General features: G+C 49.5%; 20 protein-coding genes. 7 read left to right on the plus strand and 13 right to left on the minus strand.

Annotated elements, in window-relative coordinates:
* Positions 1-48: 48 nt before the first annotated feature.
* Together CFERDRAFT_RS01075 and CFERDRAFT_RS01080 are read right to left on the minus strand one after the other, a co-directional pair.
* A complete protein-coding gene (locus tag CFERDRAFT_RS01075) occupies positions 49-762 on the minus strand; it encodes an RES family NAD+ phosphorylase (RefSeq protein WP_006365328.1) in 714 nt (237 codons plus the stop codon).
* An 80-nt stretch (positions 763-842) separates the two neighbouring features.
* Positions 843-1,235: an MbcA/ParS/Xre antitoxin family protein gene (locus CFERDRAFT_RS01080; protein WP_006365329.1), complete on the minus strand. Its 393-nt coding sequence runs from the start codon at positions 1,233-1,235 to the stop codon at positions 843-845.
* A gap of 208 nt (positions 1,236-1,443) precedes the next feature.
* On the opposite strand from CFERDRAFT_RS01080, the gene CFERDRAFT_RS12255 reads away from it, so the two are divergent.
* Positions 1,444-1,605, plus strand: coding sequence for a hypothetical protein (locus tag CFERDRAFT_RS12255; RefSeq protein ID WP_156777951.1), 162 nt, complete (start codon positions 1,444-1,446; stop codon positions 1,603-1,605).
* A 76-nt stretch (positions 1,606-1,681) separates the two neighbouring features.
* Here CFERDRAFT_RS12255 and CFERDRAFT_RS01085 read toward each other — a convergent pair whose 3' ends face one another.
* From CFERDRAFT_RS01085 to CFERDRAFT_RS01105, 4 genes are all read right to left on the minus strand, one after another.
* The gene (locus CFERDRAFT_RS01085) at positions 1,682-2,332 is read right to left on the minus strand and encodes an HAD family acid phosphatase (protein ID WP_006365330.1); all 651 of its coding nucleotides are present in this window, start codon (positions 2,330-2,332) and stop codon (positions 1,682-1,684) included.
* Between the two features lie 143 nt (positions 2,333-2,475).
* A complete protein-coding gene (locus CFERDRAFT_RS01090) occupies positions 2,476-2,985 on the minus strand; it encodes a DinB family protein (protein ID WP_006365331.1) in 510 nt (169 codons plus the stop codon).
* A gap of 746 nt (positions 2,986-3,731) precedes the next feature.
* Positions 3,732-6,317 (minus strand): DEAD/DEAH box helicase, encoded by a 2,586-nt coding sequence (locus CFERDRAFT_RS01100; protein ID WP_006365332.1) that lies wholly within the window; start codon positions 6,315-6,317, stop codon positions 3,732-3,734.
* A complete protein-coding gene (locus CFERDRAFT_RS01105; protein ID WP_006365333.1) occupies positions 6,314-7,294 on the minus strand; it encodes a HamA C-terminal domain-containing protein in 981 nt (326 codons plus the stop codon). The genes CFERDRAFT_RS01100 and CFERDRAFT_RS01105 overlap by 4 nt, the downstream gene beginning before the upstream one ends.
* 368 nt (positions 7,295-7,662) lie before the next feature.
* On the opposite strand from CFERDRAFT_RS01105, the gene CFERDRAFT_RS01110 reads away from it, so the two are divergent.
* On the plus strand, positions 7,663-8,403 hold the full coding sequence (locus CFERDRAFT_RS01110) for a hypothetical protein (RefSeq protein WP_040432827.1): 741 nt from the start codon (positions 7,663-7,665) through the stop codon (positions 8,401-8,403).
* Positions 8,404-8,565: 162 nt separating this feature from the next.
* Here CFERDRAFT_RS01110 and CFERDRAFT_RS01115 read toward each other — a convergent pair whose 3' ends face one another.
* From CFERDRAFT_RS01115 to clpP, 4 genes are all read right to left on the minus strand, one after another.
* On the minus strand, positions 8,566-9,540 hold the full coding sequence (locus CFERDRAFT_RS01115; RefSeq protein ID WP_006365335.1) for a transposase: 975 nt from the start codon (positions 9,538-9,540) through the stop codon (positions 8,566-8,568).
* A gap of 196 nt (positions 9,541-9,736) precedes the next feature.
* A complete protein-coding gene (locus CFERDRAFT_RS01120) occupies positions 9,737-10,636 on the minus strand; it encodes a sigma-70 family RNA polymerase sigma factor (RefSeq protein ID WP_006365336.1) in 900 nt (299 codons plus the stop codon).
* A 196-nt stretch (positions 10,637-10,832) separates the two neighbouring features.
* Positions 10,833-13,544: a valine--tRNA ligase gene (locus tag CFERDRAFT_RS01125; protein ID WP_006365337.1), complete on the minus strand. Its 2,712-nt coding sequence runs from the start codon at positions 13,542-13,544 to the stop codon at positions 10,833-10,835.
* A gap of 208 nt (positions 13,545-13,752) precedes the next feature.
* On the minus strand, positions 13,753-14,430 hold the full coding sequence (clpP, locus tag CFERDRAFT_RS01130) for an ATP-dependent Clp endopeptidase proteolytic subunit ClpP (RefSeq protein ID WP_006365338.1): 678 nt from the start codon (positions 14,428-14,430) through the stop codon (positions 13,753-13,755).
* 228 nt (positions 14,431-14,658) lie between these two features.
* Here clpP and thyX point away from each other — a divergent pair, with 228 nt between their 5' ends.
* On the plus strand, positions 14,659-15,309 hold the full coding sequence (gene thyX / locus CFERDRAFT_RS01135) for an FAD-dependent thymidylate synthase (RefSeq protein WP_006365340.1): 651 nt from the start codon (positions 14,659-14,661) through the stop codon (positions 15,307-15,309).
* Here the strand turns inward: thyX and accD are convergent.
* Positions 15,306-16,145 carry an acetyl-CoA carboxylase, carboxyltransferase subunit beta gene (gene accD / locus CFERDRAFT_RS01140; RefSeq protein ID WP_006365339.1) on the minus strand — a complete coding sequence of 280 codons (840 nt, stop codon included), beginning with the start codon at positions 16,143-16,145 and terminating at the stop codon, positions 15,306-15,308. The genes thyX and accD overlap by 4 nt on opposite strands.
* A gap of 117 nt (positions 16,146-16,262) precedes the next feature.
* On the opposite strand from accD, the gene CFERDRAFT_RS01145 reads away from it, so the two are divergent.
* The 3 genes from CFERDRAFT_RS01145 (at position 16,263) to bshC (ending at position 21,594) form a co-directional block, all read left to right on the plus strand.
* Positions 16,263-19,037, plus strand: a complete 2,775-nt coding sequence (locus CFERDRAFT_RS01145; protein WP_006365341.1) for a patatin-like phospholipase family protein — start codon at positions 16,263-16,265, stop codon at positions 19,035-19,037.
* Positions 19,038-19,121: 84 nt separating this feature from the next.
* Positions 19,122-19,898 (plus strand): 5'/3'-nucleotidase SurE, encoded by a 777-nt coding sequence (gene surE / locus CFERDRAFT_RS01150; RefSeq protein ID WP_006365342.1) that lies wholly within the window; start codon positions 19,122-19,124, stop codon positions 19,896-19,898.
* Between the two features lie 4 nt (positions 19,899-19,902).
* Positions 19,903-21,594 carry a bacillithiol biosynthesis cysteine-adding enzyme BshC gene (bshC, locus tag CFERDRAFT_RS01155; protein ID WP_006365343.1) on the plus strand — a complete coding sequence of 564 codons (1,692 nt, stop codon included), beginning with the start codon at positions 19,903-19,905 and terminating at the stop codon, positions 21,592-21,594.
* Positions 21,595-21,700: 106 nt separating this feature from the next.
* On the opposite strand, the gene CFERDRAFT_RS01160 is transcribed toward bshC, so the two are convergent.
* The gene (locus CFERDRAFT_RS01160; RefSeq protein ID WP_006365344.1) at positions 21,701-22,009 is read right to left on the minus strand and encodes a transcriptional regulator; all 309 of its coding nucleotides are present in this window, start codon (positions 22,007-22,009) and stop codon (positions 21,701-21,703) included.
* 58 nt (positions 22,010-22,067) lie between these two features.
* Here CFERDRAFT_RS01160 and CFERDRAFT_RS01165 point away from each other — a divergent pair, with 58 nt between their 5' ends.
* On the plus strand, positions 22,068-22,496 hold the full coding sequence (locus CFERDRAFT_RS01165) for a heme-binding domain-containing protein (RefSeq protein WP_006365345.1): 429 nt from the start codon (positions 22,068-22,070) through the stop codon (positions 22,494-22,496).
* Between the two features lie 18 nt (positions 22,497-22,514).
* Here CFERDRAFT_RS01165 and CFERDRAFT_RS01170 read toward each other — a convergent pair whose 3' ends face one another.
* A complete protein-coding gene (locus tag CFERDRAFT_RS01170) occupies positions 22,515-23,252 on the minus strand; it encodes an LOG family protein (protein WP_006365346.1) in 738 nt (245 codons plus the stop codon).
* Positions 23,253-23,257 lie beyond the last annotated feature (5 nt).

Genomic DNA, 23,257 nt, shown 5'->3' on the forward strand with positions numbered 1-23,257 from the left:
GTGAGCAGCTTGATGTTCAAGCCCCGGAGGGGCGAAACATTGGTAGCACTAAAGCTGATTGCGGTCAATCTCCATCCACACAACTCCCGGCACCTTCTCTACCGTCACAACCTTCCCCTCCAGACGATAGGTCAGATTGCTGTGATGGCGCGGGTTGGAGAGAACTCCGGGATTCAGTATCGCATAGTTCAATCCCCGCTTCTGCCGAACGGAGAAGGTAAGCAGACCGGGATGGCCTTCACGATGGATACGTGCCCCGACAGCGTGTGTAAAGCTGTAGTCGGACATGTGCAGCATATCCGGGTATTCCTGAACGACCTGACGAAAGTCAAGCAGCAGCGCATCGCATGCCACGCTGTAGAGTTTACGCTCTATGACGACAGCTTCATGTTCAAATCCCGCATCGCAGAGCAGCCCCCGGAACCAGTGATAAGCTGACTCATAGACGGTGGTCTCTACTTTGTCGCTCCCATACCAGACGCCAAATGAACCGTCAGAAAAACGGCTTGCCTGCCAGTTTTTAAAGGGCCATGCAATCGCGTTGAACCAGAGTGCATCTTCAAATGGGCGATGGATTTCCGGCTGACTTGATCGGTAGGGGTGCGGTTTCACATCCAGCTCAACCTGCTGTGCCATCTGCCACTCCTCCGGCCTGTCGCTCAAGTCATCAAACAGATCCTCCGACTCTCTGAGCGAAACCACATTGCGGATCAGATTCCGATGCGTATCGGCTAAAGTAAGCTTTGAAAAGAGTGTATCCATCACCGGGTATCGCTATGTATTGTCGTGAGCGCTTTGATGTTCAAGCCACGGAGGGGCGCAATATTGGTAGGCTCGCCAAGTCAAATCCCTCTCGCCCTGTCCAGATACGCCCTAACCATCAAAAGACCGGCAAACCCCCACTCCCTGATCACCTCTACCGGGGTAAGGTTGTCAAAAGCCCTGTTGCGTGTGCTTATCCAGCGGTAGGCAAGATCACGGTTTTTCGGAAAAAGGAGACGAAGGTTCTTGTGGATTGCAAGCAGATGACCAACCCGCTCATACTGGTCACGACTGGTGCCTATCGGCTCCCCCTTGCGGTAACGCGCCAGCGCTGCACGATTGGCAGAGGCAAGCCCCAGAAGCACAACCTGCTCCTCCGTACTCAGCTTCCAGTGGTCAAACAGCGTCATCACCATCTTGGCCAAAGCCCCCCGGTCAGTCGATTCGCCGCTCTTTAGTTCTGCCCTGCCCATTGCTATCCCCCTTCGTTGAATTGATCCCTTTGATAAAGTATAGCAAATAGTTACTATTAATACAATTTCTGTTTTTTTTATATGCAAGCTATTATATTTATCATGAAGAGAACAGACAATCAAGTGGCCACACGAACAGGATTTCAGCGCCGATACGATAGTGTGGGATATTCAGCATGCTCAATCATGCTCGTAAACAGATAGACAGATGAAAAAGGAAAAGCAGATAAGACTTGAGGCAGTCGGATGGAAAGTCGGAAGCGTTGCTGAATTCCTGGCACTCAGTCCTGAGGAAGCCGAATACATAGAGAGTAGAGCTAATGATCGTCGTAAAGGAGACAAAAACGCGACTGATGATGACTTATTCTGAGGGAAACCCGGAGAATACGACATTTCTGCGCAAGGTCAATCAGCCATCCAAGGAATGAGCAATCCGGAAACCCTTTTCAGTTCTCAGAATTGATGAGCACATCCTCCCCCATCTTTCCAACCTTTTCGTACGAGGTCTTGTTGGGTGAAAGAGGCGAACGGAGTACACGGACGGGGCGGGCTTTGGCTCCGATGGCGGCATCCATGTCCGAATCGGCATCACCGTAATAGATCGTCACCTGTTTGGCTGATATGAATGCTGTTTTCGGCTTATCGCAGGTAAACACGACATCCGGGTTTGCTATGCGGAAGCTCTGCATCAGAATCTTTGGCACAATGGAAACCTTCGAGCTGTCGCGGGCGGTTATGAACACGATTTTATCTCCTCTTCTGGAATGCATGGCAATCAACTCATAGCCGGATCTCTTGGGAAGGCTGAAGTTGTCGAACTGGCCGTTCATGTCGCTCCAGAACAGCGGGGAGGTCAACGGACTCACTCCGTATTTGTTGGTACCATTTGGCCCGTCCTTGTTGGTCATGCCGTAGTAAAAGCCGGGGCTGGAAAAAAGAACGGTGTCGTCAATGTCGAATCCTGCAACGACCGGAGTTGCGGGAAGGGATTCCTGAATCTCGGTAACGGTCACATATTTGATTGATTCCTTGCTCGTGCAAGCCGTTACAGCCGTGAGGAACAGCAGGATAAACGCTGCTCTGAAGTGTCTGGTCATGATGTGCATCTCCATGTTTTAGCCGCCCCTTTGTTCCTGAAGGGAACAGATATGAGAGCCGTTCTTTTCTTTTGCTATTTACCGATTCTACGCCAGTTTTACAAAATCGGAGAAATAGTTTCCACCGGGGTTTATCGGAGGGTTCAGGGCCAGGAGGGGGCGGGTTTGCGGGCCCAGACCCAGGCGATGAAGTCGGTCATGGGCGGATCGATACCGAGTTCACGAAGGCGGGAGTTAACCTGACCGCGGTGGTATGAGCTGTGGGCGGTTACCTGCATAAGGGTTTGACCGAGCGTCGGGTTGGCAACCTCGAACCCAAGCGAGCGGCTTATCATTCCTGCCCAGGGCAGAAGAATGATCCTGTCAAGATCATCCTGCGTAAGTGTGTTTTGGAACTCCTGAATCTCCCTGTGCAGTGACTTGGCAAATGCCGCCAATTCGGAAGCGTTCATCGCATCCGTCGAATGCGGGTTGACGGGCTGATTCTTCCAGACATCAAAAAAGGCCTTCTGGACAAGATGAATATGCCGGAGTCTCTTCAACAACACTTCATCCCCTTCCGCCTGCGCTCTCCCCAGAATCGCTGAAAACACAACACCATCCGCCCACTCCATATGCTGCGTCAGCTCGGATATGATTGCTATTGCGTCCATGATGAATCAAGTGATGTTCGAGAAAGGAAATATTAAAGAAAATCACAAATATATCAATTGATTTACCTCAAGGCTAAGACCTATGAAGTAGCCCAACTGGGGAACCATTACAGTACAGGTCGTGAGCCCAAAACAGAGTGATGAAAAAAAAATATGATCTCTAAACAGATGATTTTCTATATATTAAAGTGTTTTTTACTCCTCATAAATCACTTAATTACTTACCAAATGCCCATTACATGTCAAGGCTGTAAATGGTTTTATACCCTAACACGAAACGTATCTAAATTTGAAGACCCAAACGGGCCTAAAACCATAACTCAAGGAAATGAATGCCGCGGAAACTACCCAACGATATACGGTATAAATGAAACAAATCAGAAAATATCAGGTTGGCCAGAAGTCTCTTCTGATGATTACTGTAAAAACTTTGAGCCTAAATAAATAATACCGATGAAACTGTTAGAGAATATGCTCGATGGCCACTGGATTACAATTCGATCCGCCCGCACAGTTCTTTAGGAAGACTAACACTGAAGGAATTTCTGGTTCAGCAAAAGGATCTTTGCCAAGGAGAAGTGGTCTTGCAGATGGGGGCACGTCCCGGAGGGCAAAAGCAATCTGTTCATCGGTAAATTTTGTCCTTTTCATGGCAATGATTCCTTGTTTGGTTTAAGATACTCATTGCCGAATAACTCAACTTTAGAATGGTCCGGTTTTATGGGAAGAGGACACGAGCTAATGCATCAATAACTTCTTTTTTTTCTATCTAGTACTGTTCGAATTTCGCGTTTAATCAAAGCTGGCATGTCATGCGTCATCCAGTCATTTTCGTGTAGCCAAGTCAAGCAGGTTTCCTCACTCATAGAATCATCTGTTATGAGTTCAGATAAAGCAATGGCACTAGAACGACTTAAACCGATTCCTACCAAAGACAATTGGGTTTTCTGCGAAACCCCAAACTCAAGAAGTACATTTAGTTCAAACAATCGATTAATCAAGTCCGGCTTATTAATGCGCTCTAGGTAGACTCTGAGAAGGTCAACGTAACACGCTAAATATTTTGGCGCTTGATAACGTGCAATTTCCTCAACATCTTTCATTGTATTCCTGATCAAACCAGCAAGATTATCGTTTCCATAATATTTTTCCCGACTAGAAATGATCCGAGCAAGTGGGTACCCTTTCATCCAATTCACAATAAGTAATGCGAGTTGAAAAACTCTTCCTTCTCGCCCAAATACGTCACCAAGATGTTTGTTGATTCGCATTAGTATCCGAGCATAGCCATTGACAGCATTTTCACTTTCAGGTGGTGGAGGAAGCAATTCTTCCACTGACATTTTCCTATACTCTGTCCGTTCATGGAAATAACCGAGTAATCCATCCATTGCAAGAGGGCTGATCCCTGGATTGCGCAGAATGACATCATGTGGAGTAGAGAGTGTGTTTGATATTTCAGCTAAGAGCAAATTGATTCGCTGTATAACGTCCTCAGGAAAACGGCGTGACCAAAGTGCGTTTGAGATGCTCCCATTTTGAATATTGCAAGACATGAGATATGAAAAGACATATTCTAAATTTGGATTCATTATTGCTTCGTCCCTTGGGGTTCCATTAGCAATGTATTCCAACAAAGCATCTATACTCGACAATACTTGGTCAGTTGTTCTTGTAATCCGAAATTTAGATCTACGCAACGGAGCACCGTTCTTCCATACACCATTGCGTTTGGTATCCACGCAAATGACATTTCCTTGAAATTCTTTTCCCCATCTTCCGGCTCTACCCGCAAGGTTCCAGAAATCACTTGGGGTCATCGGCACACCACGACCCTTCGTTGGGCCACGTGCAAAAATACTTTGGCAGGGCATGTTGACACCTTCAATTAGAGTAGATGTACATACGAGATATTTAATTTTGTTTGAACAAAATAGACGCTCTATTTCTGTCCTAACCAAAAGAGGAATATTTCCATAGTGAAAGGCAACACCACGCAAGAGAACACGAGATAGAGAATATTGACTATGTATAGTCTTCTTGATAAGATCTACAAGCTCGTCGATCTCTTCGTCAAATGATATATCCGCATCCTTACCAAGTAAATCATATAACTGCTTTGCTGCCTTTTCAGCATCTGCCGAGCCATTTACATAAAGAACATTACCACCATCCTTACTTCCCAGAGTAAAAGCCACAAATGGTAACCGTTTACTATCAGGTGCAGGGCTTGAAGGCAACGCAATCTGGCCGATGCACTCAGACTTTCCATCCAGAATAAGTTCAACTTCCCATTCCTTCGGTTTTCCAGTAATTTGGGATACCCAAAGCAGATTCTGATTAACCATCGTATCCTCACTGACAATATCACCTGAAATAACTCCGTCTGGTGCATCATCAAGCAATACATCAGGATTATCCGTCATCGGACTCGCAAATACTATACGGCAATTCTTATTCCTATGCACAGTGTTCTCAATGGCTTGTTGCAAAAGGACTCCCCTATAATTGTCGCCAATCTTCTGAGCTTCGTCTACGATCAGAAGATCTACACTTAAATTAGCTCCTCTCTCACCGATAAGGATGTGAAAGCGTTCCTGGGTAAAAACAAATACATTTGCAACTCCTGGTTTATAAGCAGAAAGTAGCGGAAGAGTAGAGATAGCAACTAATGGTATATTTTCGGACTTTACAACACGCTCAAGATCTTGTTGAACTTGTTGAATAAGAGCTCTTGTGGGAACAAGATATACAATCGTAGCACACGGCGATGATCGAATGTAATCCGCAAGCCACTGACCAAGAATAAAGGATTTCCCTGAAGAAGTAGGCGCGGATATACTAATCCAATTATTTTGTTTGGTCCGTCCCCAAAACTCCCGTTGAAAATGATTGACTGACAAAGTACGGCAATCAGATAAAGAAATAACATTTTCTAAAGAGCGCCTTATCCACTCACAAAGCATGTTATGAGGCAAACGATCTTCAAAACCACACTCGATTAGATTTCTAGCTTCCGCAAGATTGATTGCCGGTTGATTTGCAAGTATATCAAGTATGACAGCCGCAGCATCTTTATACTCTGATTGCAAATTGTTTGCTTGAAGACAAAACTGGGCAATTCGCAATGAAACATCTTGACAGTTACCGTCCGCAGATTGCGCAAGAAGACTTGCGCACAGCAGAAGATAGCTCCAATCATGCTTCTCACCAGAAGGCAAACGATTTAGAGCCGGAAATTGGTTTGTAACAGAATCGATTACGACATGTCGATATCGCTCTTGAAACCCTTTATTGCTAAAGAGCCAATTTTGCAATTCGCTCTTGCTCATTTTGCTAGCCCTAATTCTTTTCTAAAAGCCATTCGAAATTCTTCCACAGATGGAAACGGTAAGCAAAACACTTCTATGGTAAAACTCTCAATTTTTTTATCCGTTACGTGCTCATGTATTTTTTCTTTGCTTTGCATGAAAACTTCCTCTATAGCGTTCTTGACCTCTTGTATTTCCTTTGAGTTTGGAGAAGTCGGATATGAATCAGAATCAAAACCCACTAAACAAAGACCACGATATTCCATTTTTTTAAACATTGGATCATCTGGATCAAGATAATGTTTTAGCGCATTGAGCAGAGCCGGGTCGGGCAATGATAGTCCATCCCTCATCAACTGAAGATCTCGCTCTTGATTTGAATCACTTCCACCCGTATCAAGAAGAAATGGAGCCAAACTGTTAAAGCAGGATTTGATCGCACTATTCGCGTTTTTATACAATTTTGATTCACCCCAATAGAGAGCCAAATGCCCATCATTATTTACCCCTGCATGTATTCCATCACTGCCATGCACGTGCATTTCCGAATTTGTCTTCAACACCATCTTCGTGAAAATCTGAGGTATCTCTATAAATGCCTCTGCCAAAAGCGACAGAAGCACCTCACCACCCTCACCTGAATTAGGAAGTGTCGTGAATAACTTATTTGCCTTTTTATTGAGCCTAGCTATAGGAGCGACTGAGTTTTTGTCTTGAGCTTCTTTTAATGCGCGTTCGATTTCAGAACGAGGTATTGCAAAGTCTGCAATTTTGTCAGCTATAAACCGAGCAAAGTCTTTTACTCTTGGTCGACGATTACCGTCAAGAGTAATAAAGTAGCAATGTGCTTGGGTTTTTGTCCCCGGCACTGACACCTTGCAGGCAACCTTCTCAAGGTATCCGTTTAATTCTGTTGGGATTACACGAAGAAGGGGGTGTAAAGAATTATAAAGGCTTGGATTCTGTTGTGCGATTTCATTTTCTGAAAGAGAGCTCATATCAACGAGTAAAACTTACATTGAAGAAACTGAATGCATTACATCAAAAAAACCTGCCCGTTACACGCTACCGAATTCTTCCATTAAACATCATCTTTGTAAAAGTAAAGAAATTTTCAACTAATAAGAACGAAGTACATATCGAACAAGAAAGGCAAGTACTTTTCAACTATCATTTTGCAGAGTCTTCTGTCAGTTGTGGTAGATCTATAGAAAATTCAAATCATGAAACTTCAGGAGCTGGTTAGAACTTTTACAGAATAGAATGGACTGGAAACCGCAAAGCTTACTTCGGAAGGGGGAGAGAGTTTTGTAGATTTCGGGAGTTTGGGTTTTAACTTTTCATGCGGGCAAATCAGGGTTGGATTATGATGACAAAGGGCTTTTTTGGGGCAAGGCGATTCTCGCTTTTTCTGCTGGTATCGATTCTCTTTTCTGTCAATGCCGCTGCGAGGCCATCGCTCTCGCAGGCGGATTTGCAGAAGAGGTATCAGAGTGCCGTGGTTGATGCGGCAACAGCTGAGCCCTCCGAGATTTCGAAAAACCTTGTAGCAATTGTCCCCTCAAACCCGAAGCTGATCTGGAAAAACAAGGGCGATGCCGAAAATGCACGCATACTCGTTGTCACCTGGACAAGCTATAACGGTTATGATGACAAAATCGGCCAGCCGGTACCCCTTTCAAGAGAGGTGTGGGTAACAACCGCGCCGGAGATCAAAAACTTCTGCAAGACCCTGAAGAAGGAGAGAACACTGCGGCTGGAGCAGCTTCTGGGGCTGCCGCCGAAAGCCGGAAAGACGAAGTTTGTCGAGATGTGGGTCAGGCCTTCCGACCTCTTCAGGCCGAGCGCCGACCCGGAGATCAGCGACAACGAAGCCGAAACGCAATTCCGAACCACGAACCGCTTTGTAACGGTGAGCGCCGACTATATCAAGTGGTACAGCGACCTGCAGCAACAGTCATACGGAGCAAACGGATATCCCTGGACCCGCCTCGGCTACACCTACGATTGGGCCAACAAACGCCGCCACGTCGGCCTCAGCGAATTCGTCATCATCCCCGGCTCCACCGTCGAAATCAACGCCATCTCCCCCACCGCCAACTACTAACCCGACACACACACAGCGTCCCCACCCAACTCGGGGACGCTCTCGACAAACTCTACTTGCCCATTAAAACCACAAGAAAATCACCTCTCCACCCCTACCATATACTCCATCGCATCCGCCACAAACCACCTCAAACAGGTTTGGGGACGCTCGCGACAAACTCTACTTGCCCGCTATCCTATTCACAATCTTCTCCACAGCTCCCCCTGATATCCCAAGCAGACGCGCCGCTCCGGCATAGCTCATCCCAAGCTCCCGCACATACTCCACGGCAAGCTTTTTCCGCAACGCAGCACACTCCCGCATCCGACACCCTCCCTGCAATGCCTGCACCTTTATCCCTGACTCCTCACAAGCCCTCGTTAACCGTTCTGCGGCTTCCACTCCCATTGATACCGCCGGAAGTCGCTCTTTTACTGACTCCTCGGCATCATCAAGAATCTCACGAACAAAATCTCCACCACCTAAAATCCGCTCATCACTGAACTGCTTCTCCCCCCGTTTCCTCAACGACTTCACTTCCGACCATCCACCTATCGATCGGATCAGCCCGCCACCGGTCAACTCCGCTTGCCGCCCAAGCCCGCTCTCGGAAGTGACAAACTCCAGATACGCTTTCCGGGCTGATGATTCTCGCTTTCCGAAATACCCGAGTACATACTCTCTGTCCTGCCAATCATTCCGAATCCTGCTCATCACCGCTGCATGACCGCTCCACCGATAACGCTCAAGCTCTTCAAAAGAGCCAACAAGTCCTGCTCGCAAAGGGTTGAGGTGAATGTAGCTGACCAGCCTGAGAAAGTAGGGCTCTTCTTCACAGACAATCGATTTATACCTGTTCTGGAAAAGATGACCATGCCTCCTGTGGCTGCGGTTGTAGCCTGTAGCATAACCGGTTAACAGCTTGCGCATAAAGGTGGACAGACCTGCGGCACCGCTTCTCAGCAGGATATGTGCATGGTTGGTCATGAGCGCCCATGCGTAGATTTTTGTTTCGGTCGCAACAGCAACTTTACCCATTCTGGAAACAAAAAAGGCCCTGTCAGCATCGTCAGAAACAATGCTGTTTCCTTCAATCCCCCGCACCATCACGTGATGCAGCGTCCCCGGTGCATCCAGTCTCGCTCCTCTCGGCATTGCAGTATCTGATCTGAATTCATGAAAATTCAGTATCGAAATTTTACCTCAATAATACAATTATAAATTCAAAAGTAGAGTTAGTCGAGAACGTCCCCTTTTTTGTTTGGAAACAAAAAAAGGCACCGGGGGTGATTCCGATGCCTTTTTGATAGACCGAGGGTAATGTGCCCTGAGCCAGATTCTTTGTTGAGGATCAGCTGCCGATATACTCTTTCAGCACCTTGCTGTATGCCGACTGGCGGAGTCTGCGGATCGCTTTCTCCTTGATCTGGCGAACACGCTCGCGGGTGAGCTTGAACTTTTCGCCGATCTCTTCAAGGGTGAGCGGGTTATCCATGCCGATTCCGAAGTAGGAGCGGATGACGTCCGCCTCGCGGGGTGCAAGCACCGAGAGTGAGCGCTCGACCTCAAGGGTGAGCGAGTCGCGATTCAGGCCGTAGTCGGGCAGATGGCCGTCGTTTTGCAAAACGTCAAGCAGACGGTTGTCGTCACCCTGTGCAAACGGGGCGTCAACCGAAACATGCCGTCCGGCAATTTTCAGGGTATCGGCCACATCCTGTGAATCCATATCGAGAAGGGTGGCAAGCTCGCGGGTGTTGGGGTCGCGCTCAAACTCCTGTTCGAGCTGGCTGTATGCCTTGCTGATCTTGTTCAGGGTGCCGACCCTGTTGAGCGGAAGGCGGACAATTCTTGACTGTTCGGCCAGTGCCTGCAGAATGGACTGGCGAATCCACCATACTGCGTAGGAGATAAACTTGAAACCGCGGGTTTCATCAAAGCGCTTTGCCGCCTTGATAAGACCGAGATTGCCCTCGTTGATGAGGTCACCAAGAGTGAGCCCCTGGTTCTGGTACTGCTTGGCCACCGAAACAACAAATCGAAGGTTACCCTTGATGAGTTTGTCGAGTGCCCGTTTTGCTCTTTTATATTCCGTCGTATCAACCGGCATATCAAAGCCATCCTTGATTGCCTTTGTAAGCTTAACCTCGTCTTCAGCGGTCAATAAATCGTATTTTCCTATCTCCTGCAGGTAACGATCCAGAGAGAGACTCTCGCGATTCGTTATCTGTTTACTAATTTTAAGCTGCCTCATGTATCTCGTCTCCTTGCGAACTTCAGCGATTTAAACCCGAGTGGCCGGTTTGATTATTCTATAAAAACTTATAAAACCGCCAAAACCGTAAGATATCATTTACGTTTGATAATTCTAAACAAACCTCGTATTTCTCCTCTCACCAAACAATCAAACCGGAAGCTCTATTTATTGTCGTGAGCAACAAATAAATCTGTTAATCACTGAGAACTTCCAGATTACTCTTCAGCTTCTCCAGATTATCCACGGTATCCTTCAGTTTCTGCTGCTCCTGCTCGACAACCTCTTTAGGCGCATGATCGGCAAAACCGGAATTCGAGAGCTTTTTGGTCAGCGCACCAACATAGTTTGAAACATTGGCAATCTCCTTCTGCAGTCGCGCCCGCTCCTTTTCAAACGATATCAACCCCTCAAGCAGCACAAATAGTTCATTGCCCTCAACCACCGATCCTGCAGCATGCTTTGGCCGCTCTGCATTCCGAATGATCCCGGGCCTGCACTGGGCAAGCGAAGCAATGAGGGCCATCCCGGTCTCAAAGACCGCCCTGTCGGCATCACTGCCCGGCCTGAGCTGCACGACAGCCTCGACGTTGTGGGGCACACCGAAAAGTGAGCGCAGGCTCCTGATCTCGGAAACCACCTTCTGGATAAGCGTGAAGCTGCCGGTATCAATTCCGGCGAGCACCGTATCGGCAACCGGCATGGAAGAGGATGCAATACTCTCCTCCGACGGACGGGGAAGGATGTGGTGCCAGATTTCATCGGTAATGAAGGGCATCACCGGATGGAGCGCTTTGAGCGTTCCCTCAAGCACATGAACCGCAAGGCATACCGCTTCCTGTGCCTCCGATTCCGAAAGTGTGCCGGACAGCCTTACTTTCATGGCCTCAAGATACCAGCCGCAGTAGTCGTTCCAGAAGAAGTCATAGACATTGCGGACAATATCGTTAAGCCGGAACTGCGCAAAGGCGGTGTGATAGCGCTCAAGCATCGCATGATAACTTGCAAGCAGCCACTCTCCTGCCAGATCGTTCCGGAGCGAGCGGGGGTCGAACTCCCGGTATACGGCGGCAAACGCTTCGGAATCAGCAAAATACTTCTCCCGCTGCATGAAGACCAGACGCGTAGCGTTCCAGATTTTGGTAGCGAAATTGCGGCCAAGCTCACACTTCTCCTCGCCGAAGAGCACATCCTGACCGAGGGGGGCAATATAGATAATGGTAAAACGGAGTGCATCGGTGCCGTAGGTATCGATCACCTTGAGCGGGTCCGGCGAGTTGCCGAGTGACTTCGAGAGCTTGCGCCCCTTCATGTCGCGGATAATGCTCGTGAAATAGACATCCCGGAAGGGAACCTCCCCTTTAAAGTAGAGTCCGGCCATAATCATTCTGGCAACCCAGAAGAAGATGATGTCGGGGCCGGTTACCAGTGTGTTGGTCGGATAGAAAGCCCTGAGATCGGCATTGTCACTGTGCCTGTCGGTCCAGCCGAGAGTCGTCAGCGGCCAGAGCCATGAAGAGAACCAGGTATCGAGCACATCATCATCCTGCACAAGCTTGTCGGTACCGGCAAGATGGCAGGCCTCCTCAAAGGAGGCGGCAACCCATACCCGCCCTTCGGAGTCATACCATGCCGGGATGCGGTGCCCCCACCAGAGCTGACGGGAGATACACCAGTCGCGGATGTTCTCCATCCAGTGGCGGTAGGTGTTGATCCAGTGCGGAGGATGGAAGCGGATATCTCCGTCGTTGACCACCTGCAGAGCCTTCTCTGCCAGAGGGGCCATCCTGACAAACCACTGCTCGGAGAGGTAGGGTTCAACCACAACATCCGCCCGCTCGGAGTAACCGACATTGTGCTCATACTCTTCAACCCGGACAAGGTTGCCGCTCTCTTTAAGATCCTTGAGAATTTTTTCACGGGCATCAAACCGGTCCATTCCTCCGTAACCGAATGAATCGGTCATCCGGCCATCCTTGCCGACCACCGAGATTGCCGTCAGGTTGTGGCGCCTGGCCACCTCATAGTCATTGGCATCATGGGCCGGGGTGATTTTCAGGGCACCCGTACCGAACTCGATATCAACATAAGCATCAGCAATAATGGGGATATGCCTTCCCGCTACCGGCACCACCGCAAGCTCCCCGACGAGATCCTTGTAGCGCGGATCCTCAGGGTTGACGGCAATGGCGACGTCGGCCAGAATGGTCTCGGGCCTCACGGTAGCAATGGTAATGAAACGGCCGGGATGGCTGACAAGCTCGTACTGCAAGTAGACCAGCTTGTCACGACGGGGCTTCATGATCACCTCCTCGTCAGAGAGGGCTGTCTGCGAGACGGGGCACCAGTTGATGATCCGGGTTCCGCGATAGATCAGTCCGTCACGATAGAGCGCAATAAAAGCGTTGATAACCGCCGTCGAAGCGCTCTCGTCCATCGTGAAGAGGTTGCGCCGCCAGTCGCATGAAATGCCAAGCCGGCGAAGCTGGCGGAGAATAAGACCGCCATACTCATCCCTCCACTGCCAGACATGATCAAGAAACTCCTTTCGACCGAGATCGTGGCGGGTAACACCCTCTTTTTTCAGCTTTTTCTCCACCACGGTCTGCGTGGCAATACCGGCATGATCGGTACCGGGAAGCCAGAGCGCCTCCCTGCCGGTCATTCGGCTGTATCGGATAAAGATATCCTGCAGGGTATGATTCAGAACATGGCCGAGCGTCAGACTGCCGGTTACATTGGGCGGGGGCATCAGAACGCTGTAGGGCGTTTTTCCCTCATCCAGCACACGGGTGCTTTCGGCGTGAAAGGTGCCGAGTGCCTCCCAGTGTGAACTTCTCCACCGCTCTTCTACATCGTGATGGTTATAGGTTTTCTCAAGATTGAAAAGGGTGGAGTTATCGCTCATGATAAAAAAATCGGTTACAACTGAATGCGTATAGCTGTTTAAAAAAATTCATTGCATTAATTTGGACCTCTAATTTATTGTCGTGAGTGGTTTGAGTGCAAGGCGGACGGAGCAGAGAAACCGGAGTGTACACGAAGTACATGAGGATTTCGAGCACCGCCCAACAAAGCAATCAAATCGTGCAATAAAATAAAGAGAGGTCCATAGCTTAGTCTTTCTTTTCCGGCATCGGCCGTTTCTCAAAGACCGAGTCAATGATGCCGTATTCAAGCGCCTCCTCGGCATTCATCCAGCGATCACGCTCGGAGTCCTCCCGTATCTGCTTGACATCCTTGCCGGTATGGCGGGCAAGCAATTCATCGAGCAGCTTGCGGATCTTCTCGATTTCACGCGCCTGGATGATAATATCGGTCTCCTGGCCGTGTGCGCCGCCTGAAGGCTGATGGATCATGATTCTTGAATGTGGAAGCGAGGCTCTCTTGCCTTTGGCGCCGCTGGCAAGCAGAAAAGCGCCCATGCTTGCCGCCATGCCGACACAGACGGTCGAGACATCGGGGCGGATGTACTGCATGGTGTCGTAGATACCGAGACCGGCAGAGACGCTTCCTCCCGGAGAGTTGATATAGATGTAGATATCACGCTCGGGATCCTCGGACTCAAGAAAAATGAGCTGGGCCATGATCAGTCCGGCCACATGCTCATCAATACCGTTGCCGAGAAAAATAATCCGTTCACGCAGCAGCCTTGAAAAAATATCGAATGCCCGCTCCCCGCGGCCTGAAGTCTCTATAACCATGGGAACAAGGGTATTGGTGATCCCCTGTTCTATAGCTCCGGAATACAAGGTTCTGGCATGATGCTCAAAACCGAAATTGATATTTGCCATAGTTTCCCTGACGTTTGATTTAAGTTACTCTCGTTAAAACCACCGCAAGAGATTGCAGAGCACCGATCGATTCGACTCTTTTTTCAATCCCTGCTACAAAATTTTAAAATACATAGTGATAACAACAAATCAAGAACTCCGGTTCCAATTAGCAAAAAAGGATCCGTTTTCGCAAAAGGCCGGCACTTCTGTATATTCACGCTTGGAAAAATTTAACCCTTACCCGACATGCAGGTACGACTCATTGCGGTTACCACACCGCTTATCCAGGTTGATAACGTGCAGCTCACCCCTGAAGGATTGATAGCCTATTGCGCAAGAGTATCAAGCCCTCATCAGGAGACACCTGACTATCAGAAACTGCTTGCCTACTGTATCGCCCACAAGCACTGGAGCGTCTTTGAGATGGTTGACATGACGGTGGAAATTGTGACTTCGAGAGCCATCTCTCCGCAGATTCTGCGCCACCGGAGTTTTCAGTTCCAGGAGTTCTCGCAGCGCTATGCACGTGCCCAGGAGATAGAGCGCTACCAGCCCCGGCGACAGGACAGCAAGAACCGTCAGAACTCTCTGGAAGATCTGGAGAGCGAAACCGTTGCCTGGTTTGATGCGGCCCAGGAGAGGGTGGCCCGGCTGACGCTTGAAGAGTACGACAAGGCGCTTGAAAAAGGGATTGCCAAGGAGTGTGCAAGAGTACTTCTGCCAATGGCTACACAGACAAAACTCTACATGAAAGGGTCGGTAAGAAGCTGGATTCACTATCTGGAGGTGAGAACGGATAGCAGCACACAGAAGGAACACCGGGACATTGCCCTTGCAATCAAAAAGATTTTCATAGCACAGTTCCCGGTAACCGCAGCGGCGCTTGGCTGGAGCTAAATTTTCATCATGGCAAGCAGTGAAGCCAGCTGGTTTTTCAGCTCCTTGCGATGCACGATCAGATCGACAAAGCCGTGATCAAGCAGAAATTCAGCACGCTGAAACCCTTCAGGCAGATCCCGTTTGATGGTATCGCGGATAACCCTGGGACCGGCAAATCCGATGAGCGCTTTCGGCTCACTGACATTAATGTCGCCGAGCATGGCAAATGATGCACTGATACCGCCCATGGTAGGATCGGTCATCAGGGAGATAAAGGGAAGTTTACGCTCACTGAGGCGGGTAAGGCGGGCGGCGGTTTTGGCCATCTGCATGAGGCTGAAAGCGCCTTCCATCATGCGCGCACCGCCGGACTGGGCAATAACCACAAGCGGAGCATCAAGCTCAAGGGACTTGTCAACCGCACGGGCTATTTTTTCACCGACAACAGAGCCCATTGAGCCGCCGATAAACCCGAAATCCATAGCGGAGATAACAAGCGGACTGCCTCCGCACTCTCCGTGAGCATTGCGGCATGCTTCAGTTTTTCCGGTTTTTTCAATAATAGCCTGAACACGGTCCGGATATTTTTTAGTATCAGTAAAGGTGAGCGGATCGGCTGAACGGAGATGATCGTCAAATTCAGTGAATTTGCCGTTGTCAAGAAGAATTGAAAAATATTTATATGGAGAGATCCTGAAATGATGGCTGCACTCCGAACAGGTGAAAAGGTGATCTTCAAGCTGTTTTTTATGGAGCATCGCTCCGCATTCATCACACTTCCACCATAAGCCTTCCGGCATATCACGCTTGTGGGTCGTACGTATTGAAGGTTTTACCCGCTGGAACCAAGCCATTTTCTGAATTTGGACTAAAGGTTATACATTAAAGCTCAAGATATAAAGTCCGCATGAGATCTCAAAGGCAGCCTGAAAGAACCATCATTACCGACACATGAACAGGGAGCTTCACCATTGCTGAACGTCAGAAAACTTCTCTCTTCGGCTGCACTCGCTGCTGCTCTGCTCTCCATCGTGACAGGCACGGCCTTAGCCGCACCATCTCCGACCACTACACTCTATCCTGATACGCTTCGACTCCCGATGCACCGCCTCGCGCTTTTTCACGCCATGCGGCCTGCAAGAAAAACGGTCGGTCTGGCACTCTCCGGTGGCGGAGCAAACGGCATCTCGCAGATCGGCGTACTCAAGGCTTTTGAGGAGGAGGGCGTTCCGATTGACTTTATCGCCGGAACAAGCATGGGCGCAATTATCGGCGGACTCTACAGCTCGGGCTACACCCCTGCTGAACTGGAAAAACTTGCTCACACGCTGCAGTGGCAATCGATATTATCAATCAACGACGATTACTCCCGCTCAAACATATTCCTTGAACAGCAGCGTATCCGCGACCGGGCCACTATTGCGATTCGTTTTGACAAACTGAAACTGCTTATTCCAAAATCGCTGAGTTCATCGCAGGCAATGACCGAAACGCTCGACCAGCTCGCACTGAACAGCATCTATAAGGCGGATGGCAACTTCTCAACACTGCCGGTCAACTACCGGGCGATATCGACGGACCTGGTCTCGGGAGTGCGCATAACCCTTACATCAGGCTCCCTCTCTGAAGCGATGAGGGCGAGCAGCACCATTCCGATTCTTTTTGAACCGGTCAGGCGTGACGGCTATCAACTGGTTGACGGAGGACTCGTGGCAAATCTTCCGGTCGATGAACTTGATTCGGTGAACGCAGAGTATAAAATTGCTGTCGATACCCATGGTTCCATGTACTCCACAAGCAGTGAGCTCGACCTGCCATGGAAGGCTGCAGATCAGGCGATGAGCATCCTGACCAAACTGCAATACCCCGCACAGCTTCAAAAAGCCGATATCGTTATTACGCCTGATCTTGACAAGCACAAGGCTACCGATTTTTCTGATATCCAGGCACTTGTAGATGCCGGATATGCAAAAGGTAAATTTCTTGCCGCAACCATCAAGCGGAGTATAGAACAGAAAACAAGCCGGGGCCCGTCGATTGCCGGTTATAGCAAAACCGTGCTCTTCCCGAAAGAGAGCCCGGAATTCCGTGAACACTATCTCATTGTATCCGGCATCATCCGCAACGCAACCGATCCCTCACAAGCCCTTCATGAGCTGCTTGAAACCGACCTCTTCACAAGCGTTCACGCAGAACTTGACCATCACCGCAAAAAAGCAGTTTTTCATCTCGACCCGCTTCCGGGAATAAAAAAGGTTTTGGTAACGGGGGGGCCTGACAAGGCTGTTACACCCGAAGCGATCACAACCGCGTTCAAGCCGGTAACGGCATCACTCTATACCAACAGAGCAGGCTCCCGAGCACTTGAATCACTCATAAAACAATACCGGGACAGAGGATTCAGCCTGGTAGCGATAGAAAGCACCTCCCTCGATGATAACGGGACACTGCTGATAAACCTCTCCTCGGGCAAACCTGACGGCATTGCCATAGATCAGAGCCGGAACATTACCGGAATAACCGCCATAAAGAGAGAGATCAAAATTGATACCACCAAAGCACTCCGCATGGAGAAGGCAATTGAATCTGTCGATAACCTTTATGAAACGGGCTCGTTCAACAGGGTCTCCATCTCCCCGGAGTCTTCAGGCACTTCTGACAGTAAAAACAACTCCCGGCTTCGGTTTACCCTCGAAGAAAAACCCTCATCGGTCCTCCGGCTCGGGGTGCGTTATGATGAAACAAACAATGCCCAGATTCTGCTGGATGTGAGAAACGAAAACGTCGGCGGCACCACAAGCTCTGTCGGCGGCTGGCTGAAGGCAGGAAGACAGAACAGCCTCATGAATCTTGAGTTCAGCATCCCACGGATAGGTCCCTCACACCTGACCCTCTCCTCCCGTCTTTTTTATGACCAGCATCTCTTTGAAATCCATAATCTCGAATTCTCCAGAGAGTTTTTCGGTGCCCACTCCAACGATCTGAACTATTATGGCATCCAGAAATATGGCATAAACACCGCATTCGGGGCGCGAATCAGAAAAAACGGCCAACTCATGGTTGATCTTACCCTCCAGAACTCCCTCTCCTACGCTGCACAGCGGGGAGGCACCCTCCTGAAAACAGAAAGTACGGATATGCTCTCCTTCGGCACACAGTTTACGCTTGATTCAAGAAACAACACCCTGATTCCCTCATCGGGAAACTATACCAACCTCAGGTATTCCGTCACGCCATCACTGCAGGAGAGGGGTGATGTTGCCTGGCAGATATCGGGCGCCCACGAAGCAAACATTCCGCTCAGGGATAACACCACCCTGCAGCTCTCCGCGCTGATAGGTTTGAGCAGCAGCTATACACCGCTCTCGGAGAAATTTTTCCTCGGCGGACCCGGTACAACCTACAGCCGCCGATTCATCGGCTTGCGTGAAAACGACCTTCCGGGTAACAATATGGCCTCGGCAGGAATCCATATCCGCTACAAACCCTCATTTGTACTGCTCTTCCCGACTTCGTTCATCCTGCACTACAATGCGGGAAATGTATGGGAAAGCCGGAGTGATATCGATCTGAGCTCACTCATCCACGGAGCCGGAACCAGTATGATTTGGGAGACTCCTCTCGGACCGGCAAGATTTACCCTCTCAAAGGCATTTGCTTTTCTTGAAACAGTTCCCGGCTCCGTACCCTCATCGCTGAGATTCTCCGACACCCTTTTTTATTTCAGTCTTGGTCATGACTTTTGAGCCGAACTATTTTGTATTTTTACACGCCGGCAGGAGTTGCGGTACTAAGACAATTTTCATTTCATAACAAAGGAAGCCTGTAGCGTGGAGAGAGCGAAGAGACCCCATATTCTGGTCTGTAACGATGACGGCATTGAAGGCGAAGGGATACACGCGCTTGCTGCGGCCATGAAAAAAATCGGCCAGGTGACCGTTGTTGCTCCGGCAGAACCGCACAGCGGGATGAGCCATGCCATGACACTGGGTGTACCGCTGAGAATCAAAAAGTTTTTCAAAAACAGCCGTTTTTTCGGCTATACGGTATCAGGAACACCGGTGGACTGTATCAAGGTTGCACTCAGCCATATACTGCCTGAAAAACCTGACCTGATCGTCTCCGGCATCAACTACGGCAGCAACACGGCAACCAATACCCTCTACTCCGGAACGGTAGCCGCGGCACTCGAAGGGGCAATTCAGGGAATAACCTCTCTGGCTTTTTCACTGGCAACCTATGAGCATGCCGATTTCACCTATTCCGGAAAATTTGCTCGCAAACTGGTAAAAAAAGTGCTGCTTGAAGGTATTCCTCCGGACACCGTACTTTCCGTCAATATTCCCAATGTACCGGAATCCCTGATTTCCGGGGCTGTTATCACCCGGCAGGGTCGATCCCGATGGGAAGAGAGTGCCATTGAACGAAATGACATGTACGGCAATCCCTACTACTGGCTGAATGGCACCCTTCGGTTGCTTGATGAGGATATGCGCGACGATGAATTTGCCGTGCGGCAGAACTATGTGGCTATCACACCGATCTCCTGTGACATGACCAACCACAGCCTTATCGGCACCCTTGAACAATGGAACCTGCAAAAATAACAACGTGAACACCTTTCTTCTCGACTACCGCCATATCCTGACACCTAAAAAGGGATTTTCAAAGCTTTTCCGCGACTATACCTCAGAGGGCCCTGAACGTGCTGCCCTGATTGCCGACTGCTTTCACCTGGACTACCAGAAGGAGTCGGACTACTACCGTCAGCTCGGCATGCTCGGATCGAGAAGGTTTGACCGGGATACCCTTGCCGCCATGCTTACGCGACAGAATACCCGCTTCGGCTGCAATGAGCTTCATCTCAGGGAGATCGAAAAGCTCCGCTCGCCGCGATGTATGGCCATTGTAACCGGTCAGCAGCTCGGACTCTTTACCGGACCGCTCTATACCATCTACAAAGCCCTCACCGCCATTGTGTTTGCCGAACGCCAGAAGGTACTCTTTCCCGAATATGATTTTGTACCGATCTTCTGGCTCGAAGGTGAAGACCATGACTACGAAGAGTCTGCCCATACCGCGCTTTTCTCGGAAAACCGGGTGACTCATTTCCGCCAGGAGCCCTGGCGCCGGATGGCGGACCAGATGGTGGCCAACAGCTCTTTTGGAGAGGATATCAGCCGCACCGTCGAGGAGTTTCTCCGGCTCCTGCCGGACTCCACCCACAAGGAGCGTGTTACAAAAATTCTTACGGAGTGCTATTATCCCGGAAATACCTTTGAGATGAGCTTTGCATCCACCATGATGCGGCTCTTCAGCGATCACCCCCTGATACTGCTTTCCACCCAGGATCCCGATTTCAAAAGGCTCTCCGCCAATATCTTCCTGAAGGAGCTCTCAACGGCGCCGGCATCATCCTATAATGTAGTTGCCCAGAGCTCCCGGCTTGAAAATCTCGGCTATGCAGCCCAGACAAAACCAAGAAGCGTCAACCTCTATTTTCTTAACTCACACGGACAGCGTCAGAAAATCGAGCACGGCTCAGACGACTCGTTCTCGATTACCCCCGACAGACAGCGCTACTCAAAACACCAGATGCTTGAGCTCTGTCAGGACCATCCGGAACAGTTCAGCCCCAATGTTGTTCTCCGGCCGATTGTCCAGGACTATGTTCTGCCGACATTTGCAACCATTGCAGGCCCCGGGGAGATAAGCTATCTGGCACAGTACCGTAAAAATTACGAGCACTTCGGCATCAGCATGCCCTTTATCATTCCGAGAGGCAGCTTCACGCTCGTAGAGCCGAAAATCAGCCGCATTATGGACAAGCTGCTTCAGGTAACCGGCAAACCCGGATTCTCACGAAAACAGATATACAATGCCGTCTTCAGCGACCTGCAGCAGCTGAAAAAAAATGCGGTCGGTATAGCTGAAAATCCTCAGCTAGACGCCCTGTTTGAACAGAGCAAGGAGGAGATTCGCCGTACATTTGCCGCCCTCAGGCCAATACTCTCCAAGATTGACCCGACCCTTGAACCGCTTCTTGCGGCATCAACCGTTCAGTCAGAAAAAATTGTCGAAGTCATTGAACAGAAAGCCTGGAAGGCAAGCCGAAGAAAGCATGAGGAGCTGCTTGAGCAGATCCTTAAAGCCGAGACATCGCTCTTTCCGGAGGGAGTACCCCAGGAGCGATTGATCAATATTTTCTACTATCTGAATAAATACGGCACAGAATTGATTGATACCCTGAAAAATCTGCTGAGCGGGCACTCAACAGAGTCACATATTATTGTTGAGCTGTAGGCCGAGCTTCACGCAAGGGAATTATCCCGACACATCTGGACGCCGTGCGCCTCGCCTTCAAACCGAGCCTGACAGCTTGTAGCGCTGTGCATAAAACAAAAGCGGCTCACCCCTCCTTCTGATCCTCTTTCTGCAGGATGTGACAACATTTGCAAACCATGACCTGAAGCTCTTCATTGGCGGCCTCTTCACAGATTCTGTTCACTGCGGCCTTGATCTCCTGACGGTATGGCCTGCTTTTTTGTGATTGCTGCCCCCGTTTTTTATGGATATACTGTGAAACAGCAGCAGGAGTCACTCCAAGTTTTTTTGCCGCCTGGGACTGGGTCATGCCGCTTTTCACCAGCTCGATGGCAAGGTCGGCCCTGATCTGCGGAAGATGGTACCAGACAGCTTTTTCACAGGGAAATATCACGATAAAAAATCTTGAGAATTAAAAAGAGATCAGAGAAACAGCTTACCGGCTTTCAACCATGAATTACTCCATAAAAACCATCGCCAGCTGGACGGTTCTTCTGCTCATGATAATACAATTTATACCGTTACGACGCATCAACCCTCCGGTACAGAGCGATCTTCAGGCACCATACGCGGTAAAAAACTCTCTGAAAAAGGGCTGTTATGACTGCCACTCCAACGAAACCGCCTGGCCCGCTCTTGGCTATATCGCACCTGCCTCCTGGCTTATATCCGGCAGCGTCAACTCCGGACGCAATGTTCTGAATTTTTCACTCTGGAACAATAATAAAATTGAAGAAAACGGCCGGCTGAAAAGAAAAATCATCACCGTACTCTCTCATGGCCGGAATCATCAGAACCTCTACTACACCCTGAAACCGGAAAAGGCATTAAGCCCGAAAGAGAGCCTTGCCGTGGTGAGCTGGCTTGACTCATCGTACTGATGAGCCTGAAACCCGGAACTAAAAATTAAGCGCATAGCCATCAGGATAAAACCCTTTGATGATCTCCACCACCGCTTCCGGACTCTCTTCGAGATAGATAAATCCAAGATCCTCTTCGCTGATATAGCCCTTCTCCTGCAGCATGGTCTCCTTGATCCAGCGGTAAAAACCATCCCAGTAGCTCTTCCCCATCAGAATGACCGGAAACCGTTCGCTTTTGCCGGTCTGAATCAGTGTTATGGCTTCCGATACTTCATCGAGCGTTCCAAAACCACCCGGCAGGGCTATGAAGGCCTGCGCATATTTCAGAAACATCACTTTCCGGACAAAAAAATATTGAAAGCTGACCAGTTTATCCTGATCGATATAGCGGTTTGGATTCTGCTGGTTGGGGAGCTTGATATTGAAACCGATGGAAACACCTCCGGCACTCTGCGCGCCCCTGTTCGCGGCCTCCATAACCCCCGGCCCTCCGCCGGTAATCACCGCAAACCCTTCGGCGGCAAGCAGTGTTCCGAGCTTCTCGGCCAGGAGGTATTCAGGGCTGCCTTCAGCCACTCTCGTAGAGCCGAAAACGGTCACCGCCGGACCGGCATCGGACATCGTCTCAAAACCGCTGACAAATTCCGCCATAATTTTGAAGACCCGCCACCCGTCAACCATGAAATCACTTTCACGGGTAAACCCTGGTCGTTTCGATACAGAGAGCCCGCGTTTTTTTCCTTCATCCTCTGAAGAACCTGGTGCACCTGCCATAAGCT

It is taken from the genome of Chlorobium ferrooxidans DSM 13031 (genome assembly GCF_000168715.1).
GTDB classification, from domain to species: domain Bacteria; phylum Bacteroidota; class Chlorobiia; order Chlorobiales; family Chlorobiaceae; genus Chlorobium; species Chlorobium ferrooxidans.